3 protein-coding genes are annotated in these 3311 nt (G+C 40.5%); 1 reads left to right on the top strand and 2 read right to left on the bottom strand.

Features of this window, described 5'->3' with window-relative positions; translation table 11 throughout:
- Positions 1 to 52 precede the first annotated feature (52 nt).
- Both GX437_06690 and GX437_06685 read right to left on the bottom strand, forming a co-directional pair.
- Entirely contained in the window at positions 53 to 709 is a 657-nt protein-coding gene (locus GX437_06690) for a phosphatase PAP2 family protein (GenBank protein ID NLJ07338.1), read from the bottom strand.
- A 129-nt stretch (positions 710 to 838) separates the two neighbouring features.
- Positions 839 to 2266, bottom strand: coding sequence for a Do family serine endopeptidase (locus tag GX437_06685; GenBank protein ID NLJ07337.1), 1428 nt, complete (start codon positions 2264 to 2266; stop codon positions 839 to 841).
- Between the two features lie 183 nt (positions 2267 to 2449).
- Between GX437_06685 and cas6 the strand changes: the two genes are divergently transcribed.
- The gene (cas6, locus tag GX437_06680) at positions 2450 to 3217 is read left to right on the top strand and encodes a CRISPR-associated endoribonuclease Cas6 (GenBank protein ID NLJ07336.1); all 768 of its coding nucleotides are present in this window, start codon (positions 2450 to 2452) and stop codon (positions 3215 to 3217) included.
- The last annotated feature ends 94 nt before the right edge of the window (positions 3218 to 3311 follow it).

Below are 3311 nucleotides of genomic sequence, written 5' to 3'. Positions count from 1 at the left end.
GTAAAAGGAACAAACAGCAACAGAACCAATACAGTAATAATGATAATGTTTTTCAAATCCTGATTCTTTTTTCAGTCCAGAACTTAGATTCCAAAAATGAAGGTCTGTATATTTCAAACCACCAGTAAACCACTGAAGCGACCAGAAGTCCGTTAAAACTCCCGGCAGCAATATCAGGAATAAAATGCTGTCCAAGATAAACCCTTGAAAATGCAGTCAGCAAGGCAAACAACAAAGCCACCCACCTGAATTTTGCCGGCAATATCAGAAAAGCCATCAGGCTGAATACGGTAAAAGCCGTGGCACTGTGTCCGGAAGGAAAGCTGAAATGCCGGTAAAGCTTCACTCCTTCAGCGATGTTGATATCAATGCCCTGCAGTTCAAAATACTTCAAAGGCCTGTAAACATCCTGAAAAACAATCTTTTTTAAAAACTGAGACAACAAACCTTCCAGAACAAAAGCAGAAAAAAATATCAGTGAAAAACGAAAACGGATAAACAGGCAGATGACGATCATGATCAGATAAATCCACGCATTCCCCAGCAAGGTAATTATCTTAAAAAAAGCAACTCCTGTCAAAGTCTGCATGCGGTTGACAGCAAGAAAGCTTTCCGGCTTCGGAAAAGCCAGTGAAATAATGGTTAAAGCAATAATTATCAGGCCGGAGATAAGATAATAACCGGAAAATTTCCTGAATAATGTTTTCATCTGTCTCAGTTGTAACGACAAATATCAGGGAAAAATTACAATGGCAGGCTCTCATTTATAAAGACTCCATCTAAAAAAAAAAGCACGGTAAGTGTACCGTGCTCAAACTAAAAAAACTATGAAAAATTTCTATTCAATTCCGAAGCCATAATATCCCTTTGAACCATCTGGTTCAATTCCTTCAATCAGTACCCCGCCTTCACTTGCACTCAGATATTCATATACATCATCCACCGAATTAACTTTCTTCTTGTCAATTTTCGTAATGATAAATCCTTTGGGGATACCTGCATCCTTGAATTTACCTGAAGTAACCGATTTTACTTTTACCCCGTTTTCAATACCGAATTTAGCCTTTTCCTGTGGCGTAAGTTCAGTAAATTCAGCTCCCAGTGAGTTTTTCAGATCCTGAGTTTTATCCTCCACTATTTTGGTATTGCCTTTGGGGTCTTTCAAAGTAGCAGTAAATTCATGCTCTTTCCCCTTTCTGAAAACAGTTACTTTTATCTTATCTCCCGGGCGGTTCATCGAAACCATTTCCTGTAAAGCCGGCACCGAATTCACTTCCTTGTCATTGATTTTCAGGATAATGTCACCTTTTTTAATCCCTGCTTCCTTTGCAGCTCCGTCTTCCAGTACATCGGCCACATAAACCCCGCGGATTTTTTCCATGTCATTATCTTTGGCTATTTCCTGCGTAACTTCCTGAATATTAATTCCCAGCATACCACGCTGTACTTTGCCGTATTTAACAATATCGGTGTAAACTTTATAAACAAGATTGGAAGGTATGGCAAAAGCATAACCTTCATAAGTTCCGGTCTGGGATGCAATGGCTGTATTAATACCAATGAGTTTCCCCTCAACATTCACCAAAGCCCCTCCGCTGTTGCCCGGATTAACGGCAGCATCGGTCTGAATAAAGGACTCTACAGCAGAGCCACGTCCCAATATACCGATACTTCTGGCTTTCGCACTGACGATACCTGCAGTGATCGTGCTCTCCAGATTAAATGGATTTCCAAGTGCCAGCACCCATTCCCCGACTTTCAGCTCGTCTGAATTCCCGAAGGGCAGTGGGGTCAGGTCTTTTGCATCTATTTTAATGACTGCCAGGTCAGTCTGCGGGTCTTTTCCTATAACTTTTGCCGAATAGGTTCTTTTATCACTCAGGGTAACTTCAATGTTGGTGGCGTCTGCTACCACATGATTGTTGGTAACAATGTAGCCATCCTCTGTAACAATAACACCGGACCCGCTTCCCTGCTGGGGATAGTTGAAAAATTTTGGATCAAAAAACTCGAAAAACGGATTGTCAAAAGGAGAAGTGGGTTTCTGCGGGGCCTCAATTTTAGTGGTGATGTGTACCACCGTAGGACCTATACGGCTGGCTATTTCCGAAAAATCAAATGTCGGTAACGCGATACGGTCAACAGTGTATCGGGCTACAGATTTTTCAGTCCCCGGTATAGTACCGGTGCGTCCGTTCATACCCGACACCTGGTAAATACTTATACCGATGATTCCGCCAATGATTCCGGCAACCAGTAACATCAGTGCCTGTTTCCAAAAGAGTCTCATATTCGTTTGTTTTAAAATTTTTACAGCTTAGTGTTTATCAAACGATATGCCAGCCACTTTATTTTGATAAAATGACAGTTCACCACTTACAAAACTTATTTATATTTGAAGTCTGAAAAGGTTTCTGTTTTCATTTAAGCTCCTTTATTTTTTAGAATCATGAGAATAAAACTTCAGCTCAAAATCACCTCTGATGAGCGTATTTTACCCATTAATTATCAGTATGCTGTCTCATCATGGATTTATAAAACCCTGAATGTCAGTAATCCTGAATTTGCCTCGTGGCTTCATGAACAGGGTTTTTCTTTAAAAAACAAAAGATTCAAGCTGTTCTGCTTTTCCAACATTTATTTTGAAAAAAGCCAGCTGCAAGGTGAACAGATTGTCAGCTATTCCGAAAATTGTTCCATCATCCTCAGCTTTCTGGTTCCTGATGCGGCTCATCATTTTGTACACGGATGCTTTAAAAACCTTGATTTTGTGCTTGGCAACAAACAACACAAGCTCCGCCTTCATGTCAGCACCGTTGAAGTGCTTCCGGCTCCGCAATTCTCAGAATCAATGCGTTTCGAAGCCATCACGCCCGTTTGTATCTCCCAGATCAGACCGATAAATGGGAAATCACACTGTGAATATCTCTCCCCTCTTGATGAAGCCTATTCCTCTTTGCTTATGAAAAATACACTGACAAAACATGAAGCCTACACAGGAGAAAAACTCAGCGATAGTAAGTTTTCATTAAAACTACTTTCAGAACCTGCGTCAAAGCTTATTGCCATCACCAAAAACGAAAACGAGACCATTTTTATCAGGGGTTATAAATTTCAATTGGAATTAAATACTTCTCCCCTGCTGATGAAAACCTGTTATTATGCCGGACTGGGTGAAAAAAACAGCATGGGGTTCGGATTGATTAAAGCGATTTAGTATGGAAAACAAATTGGTTTACAGAATCTTAGCCATCATCTCATACCTGAGTAAAGAAAACGGATATACCGTCAGGCAACTGGCCGAAAAATTT

This window comes from Sphingobacteriales bacterium (assembly GCA_012517435.1).
GTDB lineage: Bacteria > Bacteroidota > Bacteroidia > CAILMK01 > JAAYUY01 > JAAYUY01.
This window is presented reverse-complemented; position numbering and strand designations above follow the sequence as displayed.